Origin of the sequence: Mycobacterium sp. PO1 (assembly GCF_017312405.1) — a bacterium.
Classification (GTDB): Bacteria; Actinomycetota; Actinomycetes; order Mycobacteriales; family Mycobacteriaceae; genus Mycobacterium.
Genome location: NZ_BLTG01000109.1, coordinates 1 through 23487 on the forward strand (window position 1 = coordinate 1; position 23487 = coordinate 23487).

General features: G+C 65.8%; 24 protein-coding genes and 1 pseudogene. 11 read left to right on the plus strand and 14 right to left on the minus strand.

Annotation, left to right across the window (positions count from 1 at the left end; all coding sequences use genetic code 11):
- Positions 1-12 precede the first annotated feature (12 nt).
- The 5 genes from J3476_RS25755 to J3476_RS25775 are packed head-to-tail and all read right to left on the minus strand — an operon-like array spanning position 13 to position 4950.
- Positions 13-831 (minus strand): NAD(P)-dependent oxidoreductase, encoded by an 819-nt coding sequence (locus tag J3476_RS25755; protein ID WP_207069145.1) that lies wholly within the window; start codon positions 829-831, stop codon positions 13-15.
- Complete coding sequence (locus tag J3476_RS25760; RefSeq protein WP_207069146.1) at positions 831-1655, minus strand: alpha/beta fold hydrolase; 825 nt, start codon at positions 1653-1655, stop codon at positions 831-833. The genes J3476_RS25755 and J3476_RS25760 overlap by 1 nt, the downstream gene beginning before the upstream one ends.
- A gap of 57 nt (positions 1656-1712) precedes the next feature.
- Entirely contained in the window at positions 1713-3359 is a 1647-nt protein-coding gene (locus tag J3476_RS25765; protein WP_207069129.1) for an OB-fold domain-containing protein, read from the minus strand.
- Complete coding sequence (locus J3476_RS25770; protein WP_207069147.1) at positions 3356-3649, minus strand: ferredoxin; 294 nt, start codon at positions 3647-3649, stop codon at positions 3356-3358. Before J3476_RS25770 ends, J3476_RS25765 begins: the two co-directional genes overlap by 4 nt.
- An 8-nt stretch (positions 3650-3657) precedes the next feature.
- Positions 3658-4950 carry an NADH-ubiquinone oxidoreductase-F iron-sulfur binding region domain-containing protein gene (locus tag J3476_RS25775; RefSeq protein ID WP_207069130.1) on the minus strand — a complete coding sequence of 431 codons (1293 nt, stop codon included), beginning with the start codon at positions 4948-4950 and terminating at the stop codon, positions 3658-3660.
- Positions 4951-4970: 20 nt separating this feature from the next.
- Here J3476_RS25775 and J3476_RS25780 point away from each other — a divergent pair, with 20 nt between their 5' ends.
- Positions 4971-5516 (plus strand): hypothetical protein, encoded by a 546-nt coding sequence (locus tag J3476_RS25780; protein WP_307726967.1) that lies wholly within the window; start codon positions 4971-4973, stop codon positions 5514-5516.
- Here the strand turns inward: J3476_RS25780 and J3476_RS25785 are convergent.
- Genes J3476_RS25785 through J3476_RS25800 form a run of 4 tightly spaced genes read right to left on the minus strand, consistent with a single transcriptional unit; the run spans position 5455 to position 9086 of the window.
- Complete coding sequence (locus J3476_RS25785; RefSeq protein ID WP_207069131.1) at positions 5455-6327, minus strand: alpha/beta fold hydrolase; 873 nt, start codon at positions 6325-6327, stop codon at positions 5455-5457. The genes J3476_RS25780 and J3476_RS25785 overlap by 62 nt on opposite strands.
- Positions 6328-6357: 30 nt before the next feature.
- Positions 6358-6795 carry a Rieske (2Fe-2S) protein gene (locus J3476_RS25790; RefSeq protein ID WP_286183775.1) on the minus strand — a complete coding sequence of 146 codons (438 nt, stop codon included), beginning with the start codon at positions 6793-6795 and terminating at the stop codon, positions 6358-6360.
- Positions 6796-6798: 3 nt separating this feature from the next.
- Positions 6799-7941 (minus strand): amidohydrolase family protein, encoded by a 1143-nt coding sequence (locus tag J3476_RS25795; protein ID WP_207069132.1) that lies wholly within the window; start codon positions 7939-7941, stop codon positions 6799-6801.
- 20 nt (positions 7942-7961) lie between these two features.
- Complete coding sequence (locus J3476_RS25800) at positions 7962-9086, minus strand: amidohydrolase family protein (RefSeq protein WP_207069133.1); 1125 nt, start codon at positions 9084-9086, stop codon at positions 7962-7964.
- Between the two features lie 249 nt (positions 9087-9335).
- Between J3476_RS25800 and J3476_RS25805 the strand changes: the two genes are divergently transcribed.
- Genes J3476_RS25805 through J3476_RS25830 form a run of 6 tightly spaced genes read left to right on the plus strand, consistent with a single transcriptional unit; the run spans position 9336 to position 15814 of the window.
- Complete coding sequence (locus J3476_RS25805; RefSeq protein WP_207069134.1) at positions 9336-10343, plus strand: acyl-CoA dehydrogenase family protein; 1008 nt, start codon at positions 9336-9338, stop codon at positions 10341-10343.
- Positions 10343-11518 carry an acyl-CoA dehydrogenase family protein gene (locus J3476_RS25810; protein WP_207069135.1) on the plus strand — a complete coding sequence of 392 codons (1176 nt, stop codon included), beginning with the start codon at positions 10343-10345 and terminating at the stop codon, positions 11516-11518. Before J3476_RS25805 ends, J3476_RS25810 begins: the two co-directional genes overlap by 1 nt.
- Positions 11519-11540: 22 nt before the next feature.
- Positions 11541-12668: an LLM class flavin-dependent oxidoreductase gene (locus J3476_RS25815; RefSeq protein ID WP_207069136.1), complete on the plus strand. Its 1128-nt coding sequence runs from the start codon at positions 11541-11543 to the stop codon at positions 12666-12668.
- 23 nt (positions 12669-12691) lie between these two features.
- Positions 12692-13834: a sulfotransferase gene (locus tag J3476_RS25820; protein WP_373889122.1), complete on the plus strand. Its 1143-nt coding sequence runs from the start codon at positions 12692-12694 to the stop codon at positions 13832-13834.
- A gap of 52 nt (positions 13835-13886) precedes the next feature.
- Complete coding sequence (locus J3476_RS25825; protein WP_207069149.1) at positions 13887-14600, plus strand: TIM barrel protein; 714 nt, start codon at positions 13887-13889, stop codon at positions 14598-14600.
- 2 nt (positions 14601-14602) lie between these two features.
- Positions 14603-15814, plus strand: a complete 1212-nt coding sequence (locus tag J3476_RS25830) for a DUF1214 domain-containing protein (protein WP_207069138.1) — start codon at positions 14603-14605, stop codon at positions 15812-15814.
- A 79-nt stretch (positions 15815-15893) separates the two neighbouring features.
- Here J3476_RS25830 and J3476_RS25835 read toward each other — a convergent pair whose 3' ends face one another.
- The 5 genes from J3476_RS25835 to J3476_RS25855 all read right to left on the minus strand — a co-directional run bounded on the left by J3476_RS25835 (position 15894) and on the right by J3476_RS25855 (position 19593).
- Positions 15894-16334 (minus strand): hypothetical protein, encoded by a 441-nt coding sequence (locus tag J3476_RS25835; RefSeq protein WP_207069139.1) that lies wholly within the window; start codon positions 16332-16334, stop codon positions 15894-15896.
- A gap of 75 nt (positions 16335-16409) precedes the next feature.
- Complete coding sequence (locus J3476_RS25840) at positions 16410-17801, minus strand: cytochrome P450 (protein WP_373889120.1); 1392 nt, start codon at positions 17799-17801, stop codon at positions 16410-16412.
- The gene (locus J3476_RS25845) at positions 17798-17992 is read right to left on the minus strand and encodes a ferredoxin (protein ID WP_152517952.1); all 195 of its coding nucleotides are present in this window, start codon (positions 17990-17992) and stop codon (positions 17798-17800) included. The genes J3476_RS25840 and J3476_RS25845 overlap by 4 nt, the downstream gene beginning before the upstream one ends.
- A gap of 11 nt (positions 17993-18003) precedes the next feature.
- Positions 18004-18864, minus strand: coding sequence for a mycofactocin-coupled SDR family oxidoreductase (locus tag J3476_RS25850; RefSeq protein ID WP_207069141.1), 861 nt, complete (start codon positions 18862-18864; stop codon positions 18004-18006).
- A 27-nt stretch (positions 18865-18891) separates the two neighbouring features.
- Positions 18892-19593 (minus strand): SDR family NAD(P)-dependent oxidoreductase, encoded by a 702-nt coding sequence (locus J3476_RS25855; protein ID WP_207069142.1) that lies wholly within the window; start codon positions 19591-19593, stop codon positions 18892-18894.
- Positions 19594-19873: 280 nt separating this feature from the next.
- Here J3476_RS25855 and J3476_RS25860 point away from each other — a divergent pair, with 280 nt between their 5' ends.
- The 4 genes and pseudogenes from J3476_RS25860 to J3476_RS28105 all read left to right on the plus strand — a co-directional run.
- On the plus strand, positions 19874-21370 hold the full coding sequence (locus tag J3476_RS25860; protein WP_207069143.1) for an aldehyde dehydrogenase family protein: 1497 nt from the start codon (positions 19874-19876) through the stop codon (positions 21368-21370).
- 61 nt (positions 21371-21431) lie between these two features.
- Positions 21432-22643, plus strand: coding sequence for a CaiB/BaiF CoA-transferase family protein (locus tag J3476_RS25865; RefSeq protein WP_207069144.1), 1212 nt, complete (start codon positions 21432-21434; stop codon positions 22641-22643).
- 197 nt (positions 22644-22840) lie between these two features.
- A complete protein-coding gene (locus J3476_RS25870; protein ID WP_373889121.1) occupies positions 22841-23320 on the plus strand; it encodes a hypothetical protein in 480 nt (159 codons plus the stop codon).
- Positions 23320-23487, plus strand: a pseudogene (locus J3476_RS28105) (ABC transporter permease); the annotation flags it as partial. The gene J3476_RS25870 and the pseudogene J3476_RS28105, both read left to right, overlap by 1 nt.

Below are 23487 nucleotides of genomic sequence, written 5' to 3' on the forward strand. Positions count from 1 at the left end.
ACACAGGGCTACTCATCGGCCGCACTCCATGGCCTCCAGTGCCGCGTCCGCCGCCGTGAACACCGCACCTTCGGCGGCTGACGCAGCGGCGGCGAGGCTGGCAGCGTGCCGGACGTCCTTCTGCAACAACGCCCCCGCGATCGGTGCCAGCCCTTCCAACGTGCCACCGAACATGGAGATGCTGCCCACGGCCTTGCTCGTCGCCGACCCGCGGTTGAGCACCTCGACGAGCTTGTCCCGCGCGATTCCGAGCGATTCGCCCAGCTCCAGCGTGCTCACCGCACTGCCCAGATTCGCGCTGAACAGCAGATTGTTCAAGATCTTGGTGCTCTGCCCAGCGCCGAGCGGTCCGAGATGCACAATCGGATCGGCATAGGTGGCGAACACCGGCCTGCAGCGTTCGACCACCTCCTCGTCACCACCGATCATGACCAGGAGAGTGCCCTCCTCGACGGCCGGGCCACCGCCGCTGACCGGTGCATCGATGACCGAGACACCCTGAGCGCCAGCTCTTTCGGCGATCTCGCGGCAGGTGTCGGGGTGAATGGTGCTGTGGATTGCGATGACGCCGCCCTCGTTCATGCCGGCGAGCACACCGGTGTCGCCGTACAGCACCTCGCGGACATCGTCGTCACCGACCACACACAGGCAGACGAGGTCGCTGGCAGCCGCCATCTCGGCGGGCGTGGCGGCCGACTTGGCAGGCGTGTCCGAATACGGTTCCAAACTCGCTGCCCGGCGAGCCCACAGCGTCGTCTCGAAGCCACCCTCGGCAATCCGCCGCGCCATGGGCCCGCCCTGGCTGCCCAGTCCGATGAAACCGACTCGTATCAACTCGCCTCCACTTGCTCTCGGTCGCGGCCGCTGCCCGCGATGCATTCCTCGAGGAACGACAGCACGTTCCGGTGATATCTGTCAGCGGTTCTGCCGACACTCAGGTTGTGTCCGCTGTCGGCCATGTGATTGAGCCGCACAGCGCCCGCGAACAGACCCGTGATCGCACTCAGCGCTTGCGGCGTCGTTTCCCATACTCTTTCGTGGTCGGCGACGCTGAACTGCACCGGGACGGTCACTGTCGCGGCGATCGCCGGAAAGTCCCGACGCGCCCAGTGAGCGGTCGCCTCGGATTCGTAGGCCACCCCGGGTGCCGAGAGTGCACCGGTGAGGACTTCGGCGGGGTACAGATCGGTCGGCTGCCAGAGCAGATCGCGTAACCCCGCCGGTCGGGAGGTGACCGTGGCGTCACTGATGATCGCTTTGGCCTCGTCGGTGTAACGCAGACCGGTCCCGGACAACTCCACGCCGACCACGTCGTCCGCGGCGATCGCCATCCGCAGCGCCAACTCGCAACCGGCCGAGTGGCCGAGCAGGAAGTGCCCCGCACCGCGGCTTCCCGTACCGAGCATCTTCACCACCGCGCCCAGCGCGGCACCCACCCGGCGGTCCGGGTTGGCGAACTCGTCTGCGTAGACCGCGGAAGATCCGTAGCCCGGCCGGTCCAGTGCGATAGCCGTGAAACCCGCTGGCGCCGCCGCGCGCAGCAGTGACAGATTCGGGTTGCCTGGGCAGTCGAAGTACGCCGAGGACGTCGCGCCGCCGTGCACGGCGACGATGACCGCCCGCGGGTCCGGCGCGGCCGAGACGAGCCCCGACATCGGAATGCCGTCGACCACGACGACGCGGCGGCGCGGAGCAGGTCCAGTCACGTGGGCTCAGGCCTCTGTCCGTAGCAGCATCACACCGCTGGGAGTCAGGCCGCCGCTGCTGACCACGGCCACGCGGGCGTCGTCCACCTGGCGCTCACCGGCCTCGCCGCGCAACTGGCTGACGGCCTCGTGGATCAGCCCCATGCCGTGGGTTCGTCCGTGAGATAGCTGGCCGCCGTGGGTGTTCAGCGGAATGACGCCGTCGCGCGCGATTGCGGCACCGCCGTGGAGGAAATCCTTGGCCTCACCGATCCCGCAGAACCCGAGGGCTTCCAGCCAGGACAGGCAGTTGAACGTGAAGCCGTCGTAGAGCTCGGCCACGTCGACATCATTCGGCCGCAACGACGTCCGCGTCCACAGATGAGCCGCCTGGCCCAGCACCTGCGGCTCATGGGTCAGAGTGGTCTGATCCCAGTCGGTGCGTTCGATGATCTGCGTGCCGATCGCCTCGAAGTAGACCGGAGCCTTCGGGGCGTCGGCAGCGGCATCGACAGCCGAGACGACCACCGCAACCGCGCCGTCGCAGGGGACGTCGCAGTCGTAGAGGCCGAACGGGGTGGTGATCGGCCTCGCGTTGAGATAGTCGTCCATGGACATCGGATCGCGATAGATGGCTGTGGGGTTGAGGGCCGCGTTGGCGCGCTGGTTGAGCGCGATCCAGCCCAGCGTTTCCTTCGTGGTGCCGTAGCGATGGAAATGGCGCTGCGCGTTGAGCGCCAGGGTGTGGGCCGCTGACGTGGCGCCGAACGGCGCCTGCCAGCTGTTGACCCTGGCGCCTCCCGGCGGGGAGAGTTTGCCTTCCTTCATCAGCTGGTTGAAGGTTGCCTCCCACAAGGTGCGGAAGCACAGCACATGACGCGCCATACCGGTCGCGACAGCCATCACCGCGGCGATGACGGATCCACCGGGACCAAACGTGTCCATACCGCCGTTGATCCACGTCGGTCGGATGCCCAACGCGCCCTCCAGCGCAGTGATCCCGCCCTCACCCATACCCATCGCGTCGATGGCCGGATACGTCGACAGCCCGTCGATGTCGGCCAGGGTCAACCCGGCGTCGGCGATCGCCGCCTCACTGGCTTCGATCGTCAGCGACAGGGGCGACACCATCAGCCGCCGGCCGAGTTTCGACGCGCCGATACCCGTGATGGCTGCGGTGTCCTCGAATTTCTCGGTGGTCAGCATCGGCCGCACGAACTTGGGAAAGTCCGTCGGCGCGATCTCGTCGTCCGGCAGGGGAGCGGTCTCGGATTTCGATGTCGGCCTGAACAGCGGCAGCCACACGTCGTCGTTCTGTTCGAACACGACCTCGACGACCCGGCCGAGTTCGAGCTCCTCGGGATCACAGTCGATGATGTTGGTCGTCAACCGGACCCGCGGATCTTCTTCGATTGCCACCTGTGCGACGACGTACGGCGCGGAAAGACCGGGAATCGAGAATCGGTGGTTGACCGTGAAGGCCGAGAGCACCGCGCGGCCGGACACCTCGCGAGGTGCGACATTGTGGCTGTAGCAGTACCGGCAGATCGGCTGCGGCGGGTGGATGAGTGCCTTGCAGTCGCCGCATCCCTGGATCCGGAGCACCCCGTCGGCTCCTGAGGTCCAGAAGAACTCGTTGTCGAAGGTCAACTGGGGCAGGGGAAGCCGGCTCATCGGGTGAAACCCCATTCCGCTTCGTTGTCCTCCGTCTTCAGCTGGTCGAGATCAGGCTCTCGCAGGGGCTGGATCGGGGTTTCGTCCGGCCGACGTTCGCCGATCTCGAGGATGGCGTGCACCGGGCAGTCCAGCAGAGCGCGACGGACCGCGTCGCGATCCTGTTCGGGGATGGTGCCGTCGCCGACCAGGACGGCGTATCCCCAGTCGTCGAGCGAAAAGTACTCCGGGGCGTGCTTCGCGCAGATGCCGAAGCCGTCGCACAGTGTCCGGTCGAGCTTGATCCGCAGTGGGTTGCTCACAGTGCCTCCACCTCGAAGGGGCGCAGCGCGGTGTACGGCCCGCGGGGCTGGACTCCGACCCGATTCTCGAGGAGGCGGGCGACGTCGTCGGGAAACATCGCGAGCATGCTGGCGGCGATGTTGCAGGCGGCGTCGAGCGTTGCGCACGCGCCGCGGCCCCGCAAGACGACTGACCACCGCCGCAGGCGAGCGACGTCGTCGGCGGTGGCCACCCCGTCCCGCAGCGCACAGGCGGCCGCTGCCATGGCTGCGGTGCCGTTGAAACAGGATCCGCACTGATCGGCGTTCTCTCGGTCGTAGTAGGCAAGGACCGACGCGCCGACGGCCACCGGGCACTCGTCGGTGATGACCGACACCGAGCCACAGCCGAGTCCACTGCCCACTGCATGCAACGACGCGTGGTCCATCGTGACCTGCAGGATGCGTTGGTCGAGCAGCCCGGCGAAGTAACCGCCCATCAACGCACCCCGAACCTGGTCAACGGAGATGCCGTGCAGCGCAACCAATTCTGCCGCCGAAATGCCGAACGGTATCTCGTAGAGGCCAGGTTGCCGGGTGCCACCGGTGAGCGTGGCGAGAAAGGTGCCGGGCGAGCTCGAGGTGCCTTCGCTCCGATAGGTGTCGGCGCCGTGCTGATGAACGAAAGGAAGGTTGGCCAGCGTCTCGACGTTGCTGACCATGGTGGGCAGCCCGCCGACGCCCTCTTCGAAGGGCCGAGGTGGTTTGTCGGTCGGCTTGGCTGGGCCGCCGTTGATCGCCCGCACAGCGGCGGTCTCCTCACCCGCGACGTAGCCGGGAGCGACGGTGAATACGCTGACCGTGACACCACCGAGCGCTTCGATCGTCACTTCGTCGAGTGCAGACCGTACCGCCGCGGCGGCTCGCTCGTCGGAAACGTAGACATGGGCGTGACGTGCCCGGATGATGTGCGCCGCCAGGCGCAACCCGTCGAGCACGAGATGCGGGCGGTGGCGAAGCAGCCAGCGGTCCTTCACCGAAGCCGGCTCACCTTCCTCGCCGTTTGCGACCAACACCGTGTCCACGCCGCGCAGAGACGCGGTCCGTACCGTAGCCAGCTTGGTCGCCATGGGGAATGCAGCGCCTCCGCGGCCGAGCACCCCCGCCCGGGCGATGTCGTCCAGCAGTGTCGCATCGTCGGCCAGCGGAGCGTAACCACCCGTGCGCCGATACTCGTCGAAGGATTCCACGGTCTGCTCGGCCCGTAACAACCGAGGTGTCAACCCCGGCCATGCGGCGACGGTCAATTCGGTGTTCATCGCCGTACTCATCTCCGACTACCCTTCCCAGCATGCGAACAGCGGTAGTGCGAATCGGCGTCGATCCCGCGGGTGAGCTGACGGCCGACCAGTTGCGGGCCGGGATGGCCGAGTTGACCGCGCTGGCCGCCGAGAGAGGCGCGCGGGTCATCGACAACGACCTGGCCGGCCTGCCGCCCAGCCGTCGCGAGGTCGAGATCCTCATGGACGGCAACGATTCGGAAGCTTTGCAGGATGTCGCGATACGACTGTGCAGCAGGGCCTTTCCCGCCCAGCCGGTGCTGGGCGTGCTGACGTTCGTCAGTCACGGCACCGATGACGACGCCCGCGGCGTGCTTGCCGGGTTCGGAGTGTCCGGCATCATCGAGCGCACCCCGGGCGACGACGGCTGGGACATCCTGACGGTCACCCTGCAGAAGGCCGACCTCGCCCGCATCCCCGAGAGCCGCATCCACACCGCGCTGGAAGCCTCGACGAACTGTGAGGTGCGCATCGTGACGGTGGATCGTAAGCACGTCATCGCCCCAGAAAATCGAGAATGGCAGGCGCTGCCTGCACCCAGGTGTCGAACATGTTGAACCGTTTGACTTTCCCCGAAGCTCGAGCTTCGCCGGCGCGTTCCCACGCGTCCTCCGGCCAAGGCGGGTCGATCACGGTAGAGCCCCTGATCAGGCAGCTGACCTCCAGCGAGGTTCGCTTGGGGTGATCCAGGTCGTTCTCGCCGCCGCGGATGATCAGGGTGGGAACGGTGATGTTGTCGAACATCTCATCCTCGACGCCCGGGATGGTCTGCCCAGGCTTGGGTACGAACGCGTTGAGCCAGCGCAGCATGAGCTTGAGGAATTCGTCCGGGTCCTGAGACAGGATGCGGGCCTCGTTGTCTGGGTTCTCGGCAATGCGCTCCTGCCACTCGGCGATCTGCGCGACTGCCTTCATACCCGCCCCGCGCACGGCCAGGATATTGGGCACGATGTAGTACGAGCCGAGGACGAACGAGCCGTAGACCCCGCCGACGATATTCCACACCACCAGCTTTCGGACGAGCTCGGGGTAGAGCATCGTCGTCAGCATCGAGTCGCGGGCTCCTCCTGAGCCGCCTGCGATGATGCACGGGCCGATCTCGAGCTTGGTGATCAACTGTTGCAGGGTCTGCGCCCGCATGTGCGATTCACTCTGGCCGTAGAACTGCACGTCGGACCTGCCGCAGTTCGGCCGGTCCCACAGCAGCACCCGGTAGCCGCCTTCGACCAGCTTCTTGGCCAGCGGCTTCAGCCCCGGAATGTCCTTGCTGAACCGTCCGCCCGGCGTCAGGACGATGAACTCGCCCTCTTTGCCGAGGATCTCGTAGACGACGTTACCGCCGTTGATCTCGATCTTTTTGTTGGGCAACTTCTCTCCGATTGTCCGGGGTGGAAGCGGTCAGGCCTGTACGAGGACGTCGTTGCCGACGATTCGCACGGGATAGGTGCGGATGCTCCACTCGGGCTTGACCGCGGTGGTGCCGGTGGCGAGCTCGAAACCCCACTGGTGCCATGGGCAGAAGATGTACTCCAGGTCGCGGACCATCACCGCATCCCCGGGGACGCTTTCGTCGACGATGTTGCGACCCCTGGCTCGCCCCGAGCACAGCGGTCCTCCCTCGTGCGGACAGTAGTTCGCTATCGCATAGAACGTGCCGTTGACGTTGTACACGCCCACCCCGTGTCGGCCGATGGGCACGAGTTTGTGTGTGCCTGGAGGGATCTCGTCGACGGTGGCGACCACGTGTTCACGTCCCTGTGCCAACCGGGGCTCACGCCCAGCTGCCAATCGGGGCTCCCGCCCAGCTGCCACCGCGGGCGCGTTGTCGTCTTCCATGTGTCAGAAGACCCGGACCTGGCCCTCGAGCGCCGGCACGGTGTCCGGCAGCTTGTAGGTCTGGATGCCGTTGCGGAACATCACCGCTTCGCGGGCGTGCTCGGGTAGGTGCTTGACCAGCCAGCGCGGGTCGTCGAAGGTCCAGTGCGGGTAATCGCTGGAGAACAGCAGGATCTTCTCGCACTCCATCAATTCGAACGCCCTGGACAATTCCGTCTTGTCCTCGGGATAGTCCAGCGGCTGTGTGGTGAATTTGATGTGGTCCTTGACGTACTCGCTGGGCTTGCGCTTGATGTCGAGCCACGACTTGCGCGCTTCGTAGAGTTTGTCCATCCGCCACATCAACGGCAGGATCCAGGTGAAGGCGTGCTCGACGAAGACGATCCGCAGATTCGGGTGCCGGTCGAAGGTGCCGTCGAAGATCAGGCTCATCACCTGATTCGCCGCCAACAACGAATAGGTGACCATGAAGTCGTGGTTGTAGCTGGGCATGCCGACCGGTGGCATGGGCAGTTCGTCGTAGTGGCTACGCGACAGGTGACAGCTCACGGGGATGTCGTGCTTGGTCGCTGCGGCCCAGATCGGGTCGTACTTCGGATTGCCCCATGACGGCCTCGGCTCGGCCTTGATCAAGATCTGGCTCATGTAGGGATGGCCGGCCCACCGCTCGATCTCGGCGACACCCTCCTCGGGCTGCTGGATGGCCACACAGATCGAGCCGCGCCAACGTTCGTGCCAGTTGTTGTGGCTGTCCAGCCAATGGTTGGCCTGCCAGGCGTTCAGCGCGACCGCCATCGCGTGCTCGGCTTCCGGGATGCGGGCCGGATAGGCGGCCGGCTCGAGAATCGCGATGTCGGCGCCGGCCTCCATGATCAGCTGTTTGAAGGCGAGTTCGGGGTCGCTGCAGGCGAATTCCCCATCGGGCGGGAACGTGTCGACCCGCATTGCGTAGGAGTGCGCATAATCCGGTGCGTCGTAGTAGATCTGGTCGCCGACCTTGCGGGTCAGGAAGTACTTGCTGCGCCACGGTTCGGGGATGTATTGCGTCAGCTCGCCGCGCCGGGGCGTCGGGTGGACGTCGGAGTCGACGCACCGGACCGCGATTCGTTCGGTGGCAGGTACTCGTGGGTTGGCGGTGACGGTCATGGTGATGCCTCCTCGTCCCTCTACTGTGCCGCAGCCGAGGCGGAAATCGCCGGACTTTGGATCCCGTACAACTGCGCGGCGTTGCGCCAACACAGCTTGTCGCGTTGCTCGGCGGTGTAGGAGCTCGGCACCGACAGTTCGTTGAGCTGCCAGTGTGGATAGCTCGAGCCGTACATCACCATGTCGTCTTTGTTGGTGAACCCGGCCCATTCGCCTGCGAAGTCGACGTCACCGGGGCCGTCCAGACTTCCTTGAACGAAGTAGACGTGCCCGGGCAGATAATCGCTGGGCATCCTCGGTGCCCACGGTGTCTGCTCCAGGTGTGGGCGCCCGAAACAGTCCATGCGCCAGATGAACGGCGTGAGCAGGTCGGCCGCGCCGTCGGCCCAGACGAACTTCAAGTCGGGCATCCGCTCGAAGACGCCCTCGGCGATCATGTTCATCAGGTGGTAGAGGTAATTCAGCGCCGTGAAGCCGACGAACTGTTCATAGGTGCGGGTGAGGCCGGAGGGTGTCGGCGGCATCTGGATGCCCGAGCCGACCTCGAAGTGCACGGCCACCGGCCAGCCGGCGTCGACGGCCGCCTCCCACAGCGCCCAGTACTGCGGCTTGCCGTAAAGCTCGCGGGACTGCAAGGGGATGCCCAGCTGCACGACCCGCGGGTGATCCTTGTATTTGTCGATCTCTCGAAGCGCGCCGGCGATGTCGTCGGGATTGACCCGCAACGTGCCTCGAAACTTCTGCCCGAGTTCAGGATGCTCGAGCCAGCGGGTCACCATCATCTCGTTGTGGGCCGCGGCCAGCGCGGTGCCGAGGTGACGGTCGGGCATGATGCCGCGGGTCATCGGATGCAGGATCGCGACGTCGACGCCACGATCGGTGAACAGGTGCTTGGCGACCACATCGGGGTCCGAACCCGGGTACTGATCGTCGGGACCCGTCGTCCGGTCGGCGTACTCACCGCCGGGGGCTCCGTACCAGTCCATCTCGTAGTCCGGGAACCCGCGGCTGCGAAAGGGCTCACGCAGGAAGTTCGTCCTCAGGTCCTTGTTGGACTGGCAGAAGATGTGCACGCTGGCGTCGATGACGGGGACCCGGACGGCAGCGTCGTCCCCGCTGCTGGTCCCGTCACTGAACTCTTTCAACAGATGCAGTCCTTCACTCTCGCGCGGCCGAGGGCGCGACCGCGGGTATCCCCCAGTGTAGATCGTTGTTCTTCGATATCAAGAATTCTGTTCTCCAGCAGACTGCTTAGCGTCTGCGCTGGTGGAGCTGGCTGCTGGTCGGTCGCTCAGCGATTCCGCGACGGAAACCGGTATGCCCTTCAGGAGAATGAAGACACCATTGACGAGAATGATATTCTCGCCAGAACGTGACGATCCCGGAGGCGCTGGATGCTGTTGGAATTCGATGCTGATCAGCGGCTGTGGCAGGAGACCGTGCGTGACGCGGTGTCCAAGCAATGCCCGGCTTCGCTGATCCGCGACATCGCGGAGAACGGTGTCGACCCGGCGCCGCTGTGGACCAGCTACCTCGAGGCGGGATGGACCGAACTGGCTGATCCGGAAAACGCCGTCGAGCTCGCGATCGTGCTCGAGGAACTGGGGCGCGCCACCGATCCGACTCCGTTCCTCGCGACGCTGACGCAGTACGCGCCCCTGGCGGGTGATCGGTTCGACCCGCAGGTCGCCGGTGCCGCGGTGCTCTCGGGTGTGACGGCCGTGCGCGACGCGCAGGGATGGGTGCTCTCCGGAACCGGCCGGTTCGTGCTCGACGGCGACCGTGCCGAGCGACTGGCCGTCGTGACGCCCGCGGGGGTGTTCTGTGTCGACCCGCAGACCGACGGCGCTACCGTCACGTCGCGCCGGGTCGAGGTGTTCGACCCGATCCTGCACGTCGCCGAGGTGTCCTTCGCCGGGGTCAAGGTCGCTGACAGCGAGCGTCTGAGCGCCGACACCGAACGGGCGCGGCACGTCGCGCTGATGGGGATGGCGATCACGATGGTCGGCGCGTGTCAGCGCATCCTCGATCTGGTTATCGAGCATGCCAAGAGCCGCCAGCAGTTCGGCGTGCTGATCGGCACGTTCCAGGCCGTCCAGCACAAGGCGACCGACATGTACGTCGCCATCGAGCGCGCCCGCGCGCTGGCCTACTTCGCTGCCCTGACCATCGCCGCCGACGATCCGCGCCGGCGCCTGGCCGCCGCGATGGCGAAAGCGTCGGCGGGAGAGTGCCAGTCCCTGGTCTTCAAACACGGCATCCAGTTGTTCGGAGCCATGGGTTTCACCTGGGAGAACGACGTGCAGTTCGCGCTGAAACGGGCGAAGGCGGGGGAGTTGCTGCTGGGCGGCGCAGCCGAGCACCGGGCGATGATCGCCGAGGAATACGGGAAGGACCTGTAGTGCAACTGGCATTCGACTCCGACGTCGAGGAGTTCCGCGCGGAGTTCTCGGCGTTCCTCGACGAGCACACCCCGAGCGCTGCGGACACACTCGAGCGGCCCCGATCTGTCTCGCACATGCCCCAGTGGGCACGTGACTTCCAACGCCTGTTGTTCGAGAACGGCTGGTTGTTGCCGGCGCAGCCGCCCGAGTTCGGTGGCCGCAACGCGACGGTGTTGCAGACCTTCGTCCACGCTGAGGAACTGTGCCGGCGCCGCATCTATCACAGCTTCAATCCGCAGGGCGTCAACATCGTCGCGGCGTCGCTGCTGACGTTCGGCACCGACGAGCAGAAGCACCAGTGGGCGGTACCGGTCCTGCGCGGGGAACGCACCGCGTCGCTGGGCATGAGTGAGCCGAGCGCCGGGTCCGACCTGGCGTCACTGCGCACCAAAGCCGTCCTGGACGGCGATCACTTCGTCGTCAACGGCCAGAAGGTGTGGACCTCGGGCGCCCACGACGCCGACTTCCTGCTGACGTTCGTGCGGACCGATCCCGATGCGCCCAAGCACAAGGGCATCAGCGTGTTGTTGATCCCGACCGACCTCGACGGAGTGGTGTGCCGCCCGTTCGCCGACATGTGCGGCATCGACAATCTCGACTTCAACGAGGTGTTCTTCACCGACGTGCGCGTGCCAGTCGAGAATCTCGTCGGCCCCCTGAACGCCGGATGGAGCGTCGCCAACGGCTCCCTCGGGCACGAACGCACGATGATGTGGCTCGGTTTCGCCGACCGAATCGCCAACGCCATCGCCGACTTCGAGGCGACCGGTCCCCTGGAGCGCGATGCCCTGGCCACCAGCATCATGGACTACGAGGCGCTGCGCCTGCTCGGATCGGTCGGTATCGCCAAGGCGGCGCGCGGCGAGGTCGACGTCGCGTCGGTGTCCATCCCCAAGCTGCTCGGCGCCGAGGCTGAGCAGCGTATCGAGGGGCTCGCGCTGGAGGCCAGTGGTCCCGACGGGTTGATTCACCCCACGACGTCGGGCCCTTATGCCCACATGAACCTCGATCACTACTTCGCGAGCTGGTTCGAGCGGTACGCACGCAGCTTCGGCGGCACCATCGCCGGCGGCACCTCGGAGATCCAGCGCAACATCATCGCCCAGCAGGTTCTGGGCCTGCCGCGTCGATAGGCAAGCCACGAAGGGAGATCGGGTGAAGGTGCAGCCGGCGGCATTCCTGCGAACCACGCTGCCGCTGGACCTCGCCGCGTTGGAGCGGCTCGACGCGGGCCGCTATCACTCCATCTGGCTGCCCGACCACATGGTGAGCTTCTGGCCGGATTCGATCTGGACACCGGAATTCACCGACCTCGCGACAGCGTCGCCGTCACCGCACCGCCACCTCGACGGCATGGCCGTCGCAGCGGCGGCCGCGGTCCTGACCGAGAACGTGCCGATCGCCACCAGCGTCGTCGACACCGTGCGGCGTCACCCCGCATCGCTGGCGCAGAGCGCGTTGACGATCGACCACCTGGCCAAGGGGCGCTTCATCCTCGGCGTGGGCAGCGGTGAGAGCGAGAACATCGAGCCCTATGGTTTCGATTTCGACCGACCGGTGAGCCGGTTCGAAGAGGCGTTGCAGGTGATCCGGCTGCTCTGGGAGAGCGACGGGCCCGTCGATTTCGACGGACGCTTCCACCGACTTCGGCATGCGCGCCTGGACACCGAGCCGTACGACGGCCGGTTCCCGCCGATCTGGATCGGCGCCGGCGGACCCCGTTCCCTGGACATCACCGGCCGATACGCCGACGGGTGGTGGCCGGCCGGGGCCTGGACACCCCAGGATTACGCCCAGAAGCTGGCGCGGGTGCGCGAATCCGCCGAGCGCGCCGGCCGCGACCCGATGGCCATCACGCCCTGCTTCATCCAGGTCTGTGTGATGGGCCGCGACGACACCGCGCTCGCCGAGATTATGAATGCGCCGCTGGTGAAGTCGTTCCTGCTGCAGGTCTCCGCGGAACTGTTGGGCTCCTACGGGTTCGATCATCCGATGGGTCACGACTGGCGCGGCTTCCACGACATCGACCCTTCGGCGCTGACCCGGGAACGGATCGTCGACTTCCTGGACCGGGTCGAGCCCGAGATGATTCTGGCCGTCGTGCCGCACGGAACGCCGAAACAGGTGGCGCGCATGGTCAAGGAATATGTCGAGGCCGGCCTTCGGGTCCCCAAGATCCTTGACTACGGGGCCATGGCCGGCCTGGACTACGCCGCTGCCTCGGCCGAGAACGTCCGAGCCGCCGAGGACGAACTGATCGCGCTGTGCGGGGGAGTCACGTGAGTGGCGGCTTGCGTGCCGACCAGATGCTCGTGCGCGCAGAAACCGAGACCGGATTGTCCGACTTCGGGGATCCGACGCTGCCGCAGCGTTTCGGCCTCGTCGTCGACCACCTCAACAGCCTCGGCTTGGACGAGGACGGGCGCCGTCGGGCCGAGGATGTCTGCCACGGTCTGCTCACCATCCGCCTGCAGTTCTTCGAGGACCGCAATCGCTACCCCGTTGCCCGCGAGGTGATCCAAGCGCCGATGTTCGTCACCGGAGAGCCTCGCTCAGGAACCACGTTGATGCACGCGCTGATGTCCGTCGACCGGGACGCGCGCGCCCTGCGATTCTGGGAGGTGATGTATCCCTCGCCCCCACCCGGCATCGCGGACCCGGACGACCCACGTCGCGCGCGGGCCGATGCGGACTGGCGCGAGATCAACGCGCAGATGCCCAAGTGGCTGCACAGCCACCCTTACAACGACATGCTCGGCGACGGGCTGCCGGAGGACGAGCGCACGTGGGCGTTCGACTTCCGGGTGCTGACCCCGACCGCGTGGTGGCGGGTACCGATGCAGACAGTTGTCGGCGGGCTGCCCACCGACGCGGCCGCGCAATACCGCATCCACAAGGCAATGTTGCAGCAGTTCCAGTACCGAAGACCGCCGAAGTACTGGGTGCTCAAGGGTTTCCATGGTTTCAGGCTGGCCGAGATGTTCGCCGCCTATCCCGACGCCAGGCTGCTCTGGCTACACCGAGATCCCGTTCAGGTTGCCGCGTCGCGCACGATGATGATGGCCGACATCCTCGAAGGCATCGTCGGGCCGGTCGACCTGAAGACCGCAGCGAAGACGCATCTCGAGCTGACCCGGACCAGTATCGCCAACACGATGGCCGACCCGCTGGTCGACGATCCGCGCATCCTGCACGTGCGCTACACCGACTTCATCGCCGACCCGGTCGGCACCGTCCGCCGCTACTACCGGTTCTGCGGTCGCGATCTCACCGGCCCCGCCGAGGCGGCGATGCGTGACTATCTGGTCCACAACAAGGGCGACCGGCACGGAAAGTTTCGCTATTCAACCACGCTGCTCACCGACATCGGCGAAGACCTCGGAGCGCTGCACGAGGAATTCCGCCCGTTCCGCGAGCGGTTCGGCGTAGAGGTCGAGACGCGTGACTGACCCGCGTCTCTCGGTGCACAGCGTCACGTTCCTGGGCGCGTCGATAGACGAAATGCATGGCCACTGGCGCGATCTCGGTGTCAGCCGGCTCAGCCTGATCGCCGCGCAGCTCGACGATCCGGAGTTGACGGACGTGATCACCGCAGAAGGCTACTCGGTCGAGACGGTGTTTCACCTGTTCACGACCACCGACGAATTGCACCGGCGCATCGACGACGCGGCCCGGGTCGGAGCACGTGCGGTCTACATGCTCACCGGCGGCCGCGGGGAGGCGTCGTGGGCCGAGGCGGCCGAGCGGTTCTGCTCCGCCGTGGCGCCGTGTCGCGAACACGCCGACCGAGCAGGCGTTGCACTCGCCATCGAGAACGCGTCCGGGTTGTACGCCGACCTGCACATCGCCCACACGCTCGCCGACACCGTCGAGCTGGCCGAGATGGCGGGTCTCGGCATCTGCGTGGACTTGTTCCACTGCTGGGCAGAAGCCCATCTGGACCAGCTGGTCGAACGAGCGATGCCGCGGCTGGAAATGGTTCAGCTGAGTGACTACGTCCTCGGTGACCGCGCGTTGCCGGCCCGGGCGGTACCCGGCGACGGCGCCGTGCCAGTCGAGGCATTCCTGGCGCACGCGATCGCGGCAGGCTACCGCCACGGCGTCGACCTCGAGCTGATCGGGCCACGCATCGATCAGGAGGGTGGTCTCGCCGCCGCCCGCCGGGGTTGCGAGGTGGTGTCGGAGATGCTGTCCCGCATCCAGCTGGGGCAGTGATCGTGGGGTTCGGTGAAGGTCCCGACGATGCGGCGCTCCGGCATGCGTGGACCGGCTTCTGCGCCCGCCTCGACGCGGCCGGGGAGCTGATCTTCAAAGACCACAATCCGGGTTCGGGTGTACACCGGGTCGATGCGCTGCGATTCCTCACCCAGAACCTCGGGCAGGCGTTCGACCTGGCCCTCGAGACGCGCGATACCCGGTATCCCGCCCTGCACACGTTCTGCGGGCCCAACCGCAAACTCGGCGGGGACTGCGCCGATTTCACCTATCAGCAAGCGTGGATCGACGGCAGCTCGACCTACCGGATCGTGGGTGAGCGAGGTGGCGCCCGATTCGTCAACATCACCGTGCAGGGTGCACGTCCGGACGGTCCGGGGGTGCTGCACGAACCCTTCGGCGACGTGCCGGAAGCGAACCTGTCCGCGGACCGGCTCCAGGTCACCGACGAGGGTACGCTCGAGGTGTTCCTGGGTGGTCCCGAGCGGCACGGGAACTGGCTGCCCACCACCTCGGGGTCCCGCAAGGTGTTCATCCGCCAGGGTTTCGACTCCTGGGACGAGCAGCCGGCCCGGCTGCGCATCGAGCGAGTCGACATGGAGTCGCCGCGGCCATTGCCGTCGACCGCTCAGATGCTCGAATCGCTCAGCTGGGCAGGAGATTTCGTCATGGGGTTGCTGCAGGACTGGCCGGACTTCCCGTTCACCTACGGCGGTGTCGACGCCGAGCATCCGAATCGGTTCCCGGTGATGGATACCACCGACGCCGATGTCAAGCGCGGCCGCGCCGCGACGAACATGCACTGGCAGCTGGCCGGCGACGAGGCGCTGATCGTCGAGTTCGATATGCACGACGGGCTGTGGATGCTGACCAACATGGGCGTGTTCTTCAACAGCATGGATTATCTGTATCGACCGGTCAGCTATACCCCCAGCCGCACCGCCGTCGACAGCGACGGCAAGGTGCGGCTCGTTCTGGCGCACGACGATCCGGGCTGCCACAACTGGATCGATACGCAAGGTTTCGAGCGGGGCAACCTCACCTACCGGCACATGCTCGACGGGCGTCCGGCGACGTTGGCCACGCGCGTGGTGAAGCGCGCGGACCTGGCGGCCGAGCTGCCGGGAGACACCGCGACAGTCACTCCGCAGCAGCGGATCACACAGATGTGGTCGCGATTCGACGGGATCCGCCGGAGGTATGCGTCGCTCTGAGTGGCGACGAGTGTGCGTGAAATGTCTTCACTGCGCGCCGTGTCGCGCGCAGCCGCGCACTCTCGCGGAGCAAAGAGGTTCAGAGTCGGACGAGTTTGAAGGTCCAGAACTGGGTGCCGGGCGGGCCGTTGAAGCAGCCGACGTCATACTTCGAGTCGATCGTGCCGACCAAGGTGACCGCATCCCAGGAGTACGTTTCGCGGGTCGGCAGGTTGTACCCGGGGCACCGCAGGCCGTCGGGCACGTCGACGGTGAAGGTGTAGCGGCCGTCGACCAACCACGCCTTGCTCTCGTAGTAGGCGTAGAACTTCAGGCGCGGCCGCGCGGCGACATTGATGCAGTCCGGAGACTTCTCAGGGATGCAGGTCGAGATGAACCAGAACCAGGAGGCGCGGTCGTACCTGTTGGTCCACAGGTCGTAGTTGCCCAGCTGCATGCCCGCCGCGGACGAGGGCGGCGCAACAAACGTCGCTGTCGCGACAAGTGCCGACAACGCGGCCGCCAGCTTGCTGCGCATCATCGCCCACCTCCCACTGTTACACCGCCTGTCATCGAACCATCTCGCGCCTAGCCACGGGCCGGAATGCGTCATCGCTCAATCGATGACGGCACGTTCCTTACGTTCTGTGATCGGCCGGGCCAGCTCCTGCTCGGTGCAGATGCGCTGCAGCTTCTCGATCGTCTCGTCGAGCCCCGGTCCCAGCGGCTTGCCCGGGGTGAACGTGGCGGGTAGGTGGCGCATGCCCTGGATGACCCCGATGGTGTCGTAGTGCACGGTCCCTTCGGGATCGCACACGTAGTCGGGCATCCGGTCGAGCACCGCGGTGAGCATCGACTTGAAGACCGTGCGGGCTACGTTAGAGCCCACACACCGGTGCACACCGATACCGAAGCTGAAGTGCCGGTTGCCTTTCCGGTCAAGAATGATTTCGTTGGGCTTTTCGAACACCGCAGGGTCACGGTTGGCCATCGCCCACGACAGCCACAGCCGTTCGTATTGCTTGAACCGGTGCCCGTCGACCTCGACGTCCTCGGCAAACGTCCGGCCGTCGCCGGGGGCCGGAGTGAAGAACCGCAGGAACTCCTCGGTGGCTTGGTGCAGCAGCGTGTCGCGCTCTCGACTCAGCCGCTCTCGATCGTCGGGATGTTCACCGAGCCACTCCAGGGCGTGCGCGGTGAGCGCCGTCGTGGTGTCGAACCCACCGCCGATGATCAGACCCAGGTTGCCCAGGATCTCCATGTCCGGCGCGGGTTCACCGTCGATGCGCAACTGGAGCAGGGCGTTCACCAGACCGGGCCGAGGACACTCCCGGATCGCCATCATGTTGTTGATGATGTCGATGCCCATCTCGCGGTGCTGCTCGTTGATCTTCTCGCGGTCCGGTGAGTGCTCCGGGGTGTATACCGACGCATGGGTGGGTTCGCTGTAGACGTTCCACTTCTTGAGCTCGATACCCATCATCGCCAGCGTGAACACCGCGGGCACCACGTTGGCCAGGTGATCGACGAAATCGATCCGCCCGGACTCGATGTGTTCGTCTATTGCGGCACGGGTGATCTCGTCGATGAAAGGCTCCCACCGCTTGATCGCTGCGGGGGACAGGTAGGGGTTCAAGGCGCCACGGTAGGTGCTGTGCTCGGGTTCGTCCATCTCCAGAATGCCGCCGCGAACGACCGTGGCGCGGCTGGCCTTCGGGATCGTGATGCCCTGGTAGGGCGTCTCCCCGGAGATGTCGTGATGGTTGGACACCGCCGGGCAGCGCGCCAACTCGAACACCTCTTTGCTGCCCGCGGCCACCCAGTGCCCGTCGTAGACGTCTGTCCATGCCATCGGGCACTTGCTGTGCATCTCTTCGGTGATCTTCTCGAACTGCAGCCGATACTCAGGCGTATGCCGGTCGAAGTGATACTTCGGCTGCTTACGGCTGTCGTCGGCGGTGCCGTCTACGACGTCGTCGACACTCAAGACTTCTGTCTCCCTTGTCATTCCTCGATCGAGATGGCTTGTTCGGGGCAGGAGTGTGCAGCCTCGCGCACTGCGTCCTCCTGGTCGGCCGGCACGACCTCGTTGACCGGCGAGGCGGTGCCGTCGATGTCGCTCAGCTCGAACGAGTCCGGCGCGATCATCGAGCACAAGGTATGCCCCTGGCACCGTCCCGAATCCACGAAAACCTTCACGCGCCGTCCTCCTAGACGTGCCAGTCGTACCACTTGAGGTAGCCGCCGGCGTCCACGCGCAGCTGCATGCCGGTGACATAGCGGGCCTCGTCGGACACCAGCCACAGAATGGCATTACTGATGTCCTCGGGCTCGATGAAGTTCACCTTCATCGCCTGCTGCACACCGAACACCGGTTCGGCATCGGCGCGGGTCGGGTTGTCGAGATCGGGTCTGAACGACTTGTACATCGGCGGGCTCTGCAGCATGTCGGTGTTGCAGTTGGTCGGGTGCACGACGTTGGCGCGGATACCGCGGACAGCCAGGTTCGTCGACAGATCGTGCACGTACTGGGAGAGCAGACGTTTGGACGTCATGTAAGCCATCCCACCGGGGTCATTGCCCGGATTCGGCTTGTTGTGGGCGTCCATGAGCGCAGCGGTGGAGCCGGTGGCGACGATCGACGCGCCCTCCTTGAGATGGGGTAACGCCACCTGGATGGCGTTGATGGTGCCGACCAGATTCGTGTTGATCACATCGGTCCATGCCTGCATCGGCGGATCGCCTTTCATGCCGGCTATACCGGCCTGGGCGACAACGATGTCCAACCCGCCCAGCTGCGCAATGCCATCCTCGAGAGCCTTCTTCAGCTGCGCCGCGTCTCGGACGTCGGCCTTGGCGGTGACGATGCGCTGGCCGGTCTTCTCGACGAAGGCGGCGGTCTCGTCGAGATCGTCGGCGGTGGCCATCGGATAGCCGATGGTGTCGATGTTCTCGCACAGGTCGACCGCGATGATGTCCGCGCCTTCCTCGGCGAGCCGGACAGCATGACTGCGACCCTGGCCGCGCGCCGCGCCGGTGATGAAGGCGACCTTGCCTTGAACGCGTCCCATGTTCCTCCCGCTCCCTTTCGATGTCTCTCAGGTGTTCCGGCCGCCGTTGACGCCCAGAATCTGACCGGTGATGTAGCTGGCGTCATCGGAGATGAAGAACGAGCAGGCGGCCGCGATGTCCTCGGGTCGGCCCATCCGGCGGACCGGCGTGGCCTCGATCTGCTTGTCGGTGTCGCCCAGGAAGCCGCGCTGCTCTGCCTTGCGCAGCATGGGGGTGTCGATGAAACCCGGTGGAACCGCGTTGACCGTGATGCCCTGCGGGCCGTACTCGAGGGCCAGCGACTTGGTCAATCCGTTGACCGCCGACTTGGCCGCGACGTAAGGGGCCATGAAGGGCTGGCCCGAATGCGTGCTCGACGACGAGATGTTGACGATACGTCCCCACCCGGCCTCGACCATGTCGGGCAGCACGGCCTGGATGCAGTGGAACGTGCCGTTCAGATTGACGTCGATGACTTTCTGCCACTCGTTGAAAGTGAGGTCGCTGAACCGTTTGAAACGATCGAGACCGGCGGCGTTGACGAGGACCGTCACGGGGCCCAGCTCGGCGCGGATGTCTTCGAGAGCAGCGTCGACGGCGGCGCGATCGGTGACGTCGGCGGCGTAGGAGAACTTCGCCTCGCCGGGGTTCAGGTCGAGGGTCGCCACCTGCAGACCGTCGTTTCGGAGACGATCGGCGATCGCCGCGCCGATGCCCGAAGCGCCCCCGGTCACCACAGCGTTCTTCACAAGCAGCCCTCACCCATCAAGAATCGTCCTTCCGAATATGAGAACCGTACTCTCGCATGACGCGGTATCGCAAGACAACGCGGGTTGGATGTTCGCACTGGTGAGACGTTTACTACTCAACTGTCGCACGGTTTCGTGCAGGCAGCCGCCGTATGGTTCATTTCCTTGAGTTCTCCCCTCGCGAATGTATGATTCGCCGAAGATGAGAATGCAGTTTCCATCACAGTGAGGCTGCACGACGACTTCAATCACACATCCCGGGTCATTCCGGAGGAGGACGATGCAGGACACAGCCGCGATCTCGAATGATCGTCACAAGGCGAACGGTGACCGCCGCGAGGTGGCTCGGCGTCTGCTGATCGGCGGGCAGCTGCTCGAGGCCGAGCACACGTTCGCGTCGCTGAACCCTGCCACCGGCGACGTTCTCGGTTACGCGCCCGACGCGTCCGTCGCTGACGCCGAGGCGGCCATCACGGCGGCCCGGCATGCCTTCGACGAGGGAACGTGGGCGACCGACACCGCGTTGCGGATCCGCTGTCTCGAGCAGCTGCATCAGGCGCTGGTCGACCACCGGGATGAGTTCGCGGCACTGACCGTCGCCGAGGTCGGCGCCACCGAGTCGCTGTGCCAAGGCGCCCAGCTGGACGGGCCGATCGAGATCGTGCGGTACTACGCCGAGCTGGTGAAGACCTACCCGATGACCGAAGACCTCGGAAACATCGAGAGCCGCGGCATGCAGCACCACCGCTGGGTGGAGAAGGAAGCGGCCGGAGTCGTCGCAGCGATCATCGCGTACAACTATCCCAACCAGCTCGCGCTGGCCAAGTTGGCGCCGGCGTTGGCGGCCGGTTGCACCGTCGTCCTCAAGTCCGCCCCCGACACCCCGCTGGTGACCCTCGCGCTGGGCGAGTTGATCGCCAACCACACCGACATCCCGGCCGGCGTCGTCAACGTGCTCTCCGGCGCGGACCCCGCCGTCGGCGTCGCGTTGACCACGAGCCCGGACGTCGACATGGTCACCTTCACCGGGTCGACACCGACCGGCCGGGCGATCATGGCCGCGGCGAGCGACACCCTGAAGAAGGTGTTCCTCGAACTGGGCGGCAAGTCCGCCGCCATCGTCCTCGACGACGCCGATTTCAACACCGCAGCGCTGTTCTCGGCGTTCAGCATGGTCACCCATGCCGGTCAGGGGTGCGCGCTGACATCGCGACTGTTGGTGCCGGAGAAGCACAAGGACCAGATCGTCGAGTTGATCAAGAACAACTTCGGGCTGGTCCGCTACGGCGACCCCGCCGACCCGAAGACCTACATGGGCCCGCTCATCAGTGAGAAGCAGCGCGACAAGGTCGACGCGATGGTGCGTCGCGCCGTCGCGGCCGGCGCGACACTGGTCACCGGCGGCGAGAAAGTCGACCCCGGCTTCTTCTACACGCCCACTCTGCTCGCCGATGTCGAACCGGACAGCGAGATCGCCCAGGAGGAGGTCTTCGGACCCGTGCTGGTCGTCATCTCCTACACCGATGACGACGACGCGGTGCGCATCGCGAACAATTCGATCTACGGGCTGTCGGGCGCGGTGTTCGGTAGCGCCGAACGCGCCAAGGCGCTCGCTCGCCGCATCCGCACCGGCACCTTCTCGATCAACGGCGGCAACTACTTCAGCCCGGACAGCCCGTTCGGCGGCTACAAGCAGTCCGGCATCGGCCGCGAGATGGGCCGGGCCGGACTCGAAGAGTTCCTGGAGTCCAAGACGCTCGCAGAGGTGGTGGGCTGATGAGCGCCTGCGCGAAGAAGAGAGCACGCTTGATGAGCGCTTGCGCGAAGAAGGAAATCGTATGAGCAGCAAGCCGCTGGACGGAATTCGCGTTCTCGAAGTCGCCATGTACGGCTTCGTGCCGTCGGCAGGCGCCGTGCTCGCCGAATGGGGCGCCGACGTGGTGAAGGTCGAGCACGCCGTCACCGGAGATCCGCAGCGCGGACTGCGTCAGACCGGTCTGCTGCGCGTCGAGGGCGACCCCAACCCGAACATCGAGCATGCCAACCGGCTCAAGCGCAGCATCGGTCTGGACATGTCGGTGCCAGAGGGCAGGGAAATGCTGCTGGAGCTGGCCCGGCGCTCCGACGTTTTCCTCACCAGTTTCCTTCCCGGTCATCGCCAGAAGTTCGGCATCGACGTCGACGACATCCGTGCGGTCAACCCGGACATCATCTACGCCCGTGGCAGCGCTCTGGGACCGCGCGGCGAAGAATCGGTCAAGGGCGGCTACGACATGACCGCGTTCTGGTGCCGGGCCGGCACGGCGCGCACCATCACCCCGCCGGACATGCCCGGCATGATCGGCCCGCCCGGTCCGGCGTACGGGGACACCATCTCGGGCACGAACCTGGCCGGCGGCATAGCCGCGGCGCTGCTCAAACGCGAACGCACCGGAGAGACTTCGGTCGTCGACGTGTCGCTGCTGGGCAGCGGTCTCTGGTCGATGGGACACACGGTGGCGCTGACGAAACACCTCGACCAACGCATGGAGGCGTTCCCACCGGGTGTGCACGGCTCGCCGATCAATCCGCTGGTCGGCCTCTATCCGACGGCCGACGACCGCTACATCTCCTTTGTGATGATGCAGCCGACCAAGTTCTGGGCCGACGTGTGCCGGCACATGGACCTGGAGGAGTTGATCGACGACCCGAGGTTCGCCACAGGTGAGTCGATCGCCGAGAACACCGAGGCGGCCACCGAGATTCTCACCGAAGCCATGAAGAAGCGCCCACTCGTGGAGTGGAGCGAACGATTCGCAACTCTGGCCGGCCCGTGGGCCCCGGTTCAAGACACACTTCAGGCCGCCGAGGACGCACAGGTCCGCGCCAACGAATACCTGGTGCAGGCGGGCGAACTCGAGTTGGTGGCCAATCCGGTGCAGTTCGACGTCGCCGCACCGACGTCGGGGCCGGCGCCTGGATTCGCCGAACAGACCGACGAGATCCTGCTGGAGATGGGGCTGGACTGGGACCGCATCATCGAGCTCAAGACGGCCGGCGCCGTCACCTGATTCCTGTTCTGCACCACTGGAGAGATCGCATGCCATTCGTCGCGCCCGTCGGGACCCACCGTCGTTGCGGGGGACCATCCCAGCGGGTGCCCGGCTGCCCGAGAGGTTCGGAGTCACACGTTCGCCCATATCTCCACGAATCTCCGGCAACTGAAGAACACTTAGCCATGGCGGCGGTCAAGATCCACCGTCACGCAATGATCGGCCCCGAAGCGCGGCTGCGCTTCGAGATCACGATGGAGCACGCCCTGAACGCACCGACGGCGGTGACGACATTTCGGCAGCACGACTGCGCGCCTCAGATGGACGGCGCCGCAGCGCGCGTCATCGCTGCAGAGGACGCGCTCGACCGTTCGACCGATCGGCCGGGGTGGTTTCGTGGGGTCGGACTCGGGCTGGATTCGGTGATGCACCAGCACAAACCAGACATGACGTTGCTGTGCGCCAGCACAAAAGCAGCCGAGCAGGGCTTTTCGCCGGCCGGTACGTCGCCTGGTGGCGTCGATGTCGCCGGGGTGCACGACTTCGAGCCCACGAGACATGAGGATCTCGGCTTCGCCGAACGGCCGGGTGGCTACCCACCGCTCGAGGCCGAGGTGACCAGCCTCGGAGCGGCGCAACCGGTCAACCTCAGCGGCGGGTTCACGGCCCACGAGGAACCTGGAGGAGCTCCCTGATGGCGGTCAAAGGTCCGGAGCGGTGGTCGACCGGGATCAGTCTGCCCAATGGGTTGTCGGGGGCGATGCAGGCTGTTGGTGGGTTTTTTGCGATGGCTCTGGATGCGGTGCGGTTTGTGTTTGTGCGGCCGTTTCAGTGGCGGGAGTTTTTGGAGCAGTGTTGGTTT

Coding starts and splice junctions, on each gene's coding strand:
- J3476_RS25780 (WP_307726967.1), top strand. CDS start 4,971: ATGCGAACAGCGGTAGTGCGAATCGGCGTCGATCCCGCGGGTGAGCTG.
- J3476_RS25860 (WP_207069143.1), top strand. CDS start 19,874: ATGCAGGACACAGCCGCGATCTCGAATGATCGTCACAAGGCGAACGGT.
- J3476_RS25760 (WP_207069146.1), bottom strand. CDS start 1,655: ATGTCGGGGCTCGTCTCGGCCGCGCCGGACCCGCGGGCGGTCATCGTC.
- J3476_RS25825 (WP_207069149.1), top strand. CDS start 13,887: ATGCATGGCCACTGGCGCGATCTCGGTGTCAGCCGGCTCAGCCTGATC.
- J3476_RS25820 (WP_373889122.1), top strand. CDS start 12,692: ATGCTCGTGCGCGCAGAAACCGAGACCGGATTGTCCGACTTCGGGGAT.
- J3476_RS25865 (WP_207069144.1), top strand. CDS start 21,432: ATGAGCAGCAAGCCGCTGGACGGAATTCGCGTTCTCGAAGTCGCCATG.
- J3476_RS25795 (WP_207069132.1), bottom strand. CDS start 7,941: ATGACCGTCACCGCCAACCCACGAGTACCTGCCACCGAACGAATCGCG.
- J3476_RS25775 (WP_207069130.1), bottom strand. CDS start 4,950: ATGAGTACGGCGATGAACACCGAATTGACCGTCGCCGCATGGCCGGGG.
- J3476_RS25870 (WP_373889121.1), top strand. CDS start 22,841: ATGATCGGCCCCGAAGCGCGGCTGCGCTTCGAGATCACGATGGAGCAC.
- J3476_RS25790 (WP_286183775.1), bottom strand. CDS start 6,795: ATGGAAGACGACAACGCGCCCGCGGTGGCAGCTGGGCGGGAGCCCCGA.
- J3476_RS25805 (WP_207069134.1), top strand. CDS start 9,336: ATGCTGTTGGAATTCGATGCTGATCAGCGGCTGTGGCAGGAGACCGTG.
- J3476_RS25850 (WP_207069141.1), bottom strand. CDS start 18,864: ATGGGACGCGTTCAAGGCAAGGTCGCCTTCATCACCGGCGCGGCGCGC.
- J3476_RS25835 (WP_207069139.1), bottom strand. CDS start 16,334: ATGATGCGCAGCAAGCTGGCGGCCGCGTTGTCGGCACTTGTCGCGACA.
- J3476_RS25765 (WP_207069129.1), bottom strand. CDS start 3,359: ATGAGCCGGCTTCCCCTGCCCCAGTTGACCTTCGACAACGAGTTCTTC.
- J3476_RS25840 (WP_373889120.1), bottom strand. CDS start 17,801: ATGACAAGGGAGACAGAAGTCTTGAGTGTCGACGACGTCGTAGACGGC.